Below are 2,175 nucleotides of genomic sequence, written 5' to 3' on the forward strand. Positions count from 1 at the left end.
GGCGGCGCGCGGACCACCGCACCACCCGGACCGCCAACCACGGCCACCAGTCCTTGAACTCGTTGACCACCAACGGCAGCAGCACGGCCGCCGCTAACCAGGGGAGCGCTCCGCCGCTCACAGGCACTCTCCAGGTCGGGGCGCGAGGGGGTGGTCGGACGAAAGGGGCGAGCGCCGCGTGCGACGTCCGTCCAGCATCGCCCTCGCCTCCGCCAAGCCTTCCGGGCTCAGCCGGTAGAAGCGGCGGCGTGGGCCCCGGCTGACCGGGTCAGCCTGCTCCCACTCGCTCACGACCCAGCCCAGGTCCTCCAGGCGGGCCAGGATCGGGAACACGCTGCCGGTCGGCCGGTCGATCATCTTCGCGATCTTCAGCCCGTACAGCTCTTGATCGGGTTCCAGCAGCGCCTCCAGCACGTCCAGAGTCGCGTTGGTCGCCCGTGGTTTCCTGCCCACGGCTCAACTCTAGATATGTAGAGATAGCCGCACAACCGCCCAACGCGCCCGCTAGTCCGCGTGCACCCCAGCCCGGTACTTCGGCACCCGCACGCTCACCTTCGTCCCCAACCCCTGCGCGGTCTCCACGACCAACCCGTAGTCGTCCCCGTAGCACCGCCGCAACCGCTCGTCGATGTTCCCCAACCCGATCCCCGCCGTCGCCCCCACCTTCCCCGCCAGCGTCCGCCGCAGCGCCTCCGGGTCCATCCCGATCCCGTCGTCCTCCACGGTGATCCGCGCCTCGTCCCCCGCGTCCTCCGCCGTGATCGAGATCAGCCCCGGCCCGACCTTCCCCTCCATCCCGTGCCGCACCGCGTTCTCCACCAGCGGCTGCAAGCACAGGAACGGCACCGTCACCGGCAGGACCTCCGGGGCGATCTGCAGCGTCACCTGCAACCGCTCGCCGAACCGCGCCCGCTCCAGCGCCAGGTACTGGTCGATCGACCTCAGCTCCTCCGACAGCGTCGTGAAGTCCCCCGCCCGCCGGACCGAGTACCGCGTGAAGTCCGCGAAGTCCAGCAGCAACGTCCGCGCCCGCTCGGGGTTCGTCCGCACGTACGACGCGATCGCCGACAGCGAGTTGTAGATGAAGTGCGGCGAGATCTGCGCCCGCAGCGCCCGCACCTCCGCCTCCACCAACCGCGTCCGCGACCGGTCCAGCTCCGCCAGCTCCAGCTGCCCCGACGCCCACCGCGCCACCTCGTTGGTCGCCCGCACCAACCCCGCCGACGCCTCCCGGCTGTACGCCGCCAGCACCCCGACGACCCGCCCCTCCACCGTCAGCGGCGCCAGCACCGCCGTGTGCACGGGGCAGTCCGCCTCCGCACAGGACACGTCGAACGCCCGCGTCCGCCCGGTCGCGAACACCTCCCGCGCCAACCCCAGCGCCTCCGCCGAGTGGTGCTCCCCGGCGCCCTCCCAGGCGACCACCTGCTCCTCGTCGGTCAGCGCCAGCGCCGGTGTCCCGAGCAGCGTCCTCAGGTGCCGCGCCGACTTCCGCGCCGCGTCCGGCACCAGCCCGGCCCGCAGCGGCGGGGCCGCCGACCACGCCGTGTGCAGCGTCTCGAACGTGATCCGCTGCTCCTGCGTCACGAAGTCGTTGCGCCGCTTGGACGTCCACCACAGCGTCACCACCACCGCGACCCCGGCGAGCAGCACCGCGCCCGCCGTCCCCAGCGCCGTCACAACCGGTCCTGACTGCGCAGTCCCAGGTTCTCCGGCGCGTGCAACCGCACCATCACGTGGTTCACCCCCGGTGGCACCCGCTTCGGCGTCGCCAGCGACACCGCGTACATGACCACGAACCCCAGCGGCGCCGTCCACGCCGCCGGGCGCGCCAGGAGCGCGTGGTACCAGGCCTCGCTCGGCCCCGCCGCGATCGTCACCATCCCGGCCGCCAGCGCGGGCACCCCGCCCGCGAGCATCCCGGCGACCGCCCCGACCGTCGTGATCCGCGTGCTCCAGATCCCCAGCACCAGCAGCGGGCACAGCGACGACGCCGCCACCGCGAACGCCAGCCCCACCACGTCCGCCACCGGCACCCGCCCCAGCAGCGGCGTCACCAGCAGCGGCGCGGTCACCGCCACCAGCGTCGCCAGCCGGAACCCGCGCACCCCGCGCAACCGCAGCACGTCCCGGCTCAGCACCCCGGCCAGCGACACGATCAGCCCCGACGAGGTC

At 73.1% G+C, this 2,175-nt stretch carries 3 protein-coding genes; all 3 read right to left on the reverse strand.

Going from position 1 to position 2,175, the window contains the following annotated elements; translation table 11 throughout:
- Positions 1–117: 117 nt before the first annotated feature.
- Positions 118–453 carry a PadR family transcriptional regulator gene (locus ACTUAL_RS21295; RefSeq protein ID WP_096496147.1) on the reverse strand — a complete coding sequence of 112 codons (336 nt, stop codon included), beginning with the start codon at positions 451–453 and terminating at the stop codon, positions 118–120.
- Between the two features lie 51 nt (positions 454–504).
- Entirely contained in the window at positions 505–1,680 is a 1,176-nt protein-coding gene (locus tag ACTUAL_RS21300) for a histidine kinase (RefSeq protein WP_440901486.1), read from the reverse strand.
- On the reverse strand, positions 1,677–2,175 hold a 499-nt coding region (locus tag ACTUAL_RS21305; protein WP_440901487.1), incomplete at its 5' end, for a sodium:solute symporter family transporter. The genes ACTUAL_RS21305 and ACTUAL_RS21300, both read right to left, overlap by 4 nt.

Source organism: Actinosynnema sp. (genome assembly GCF_052038725.1).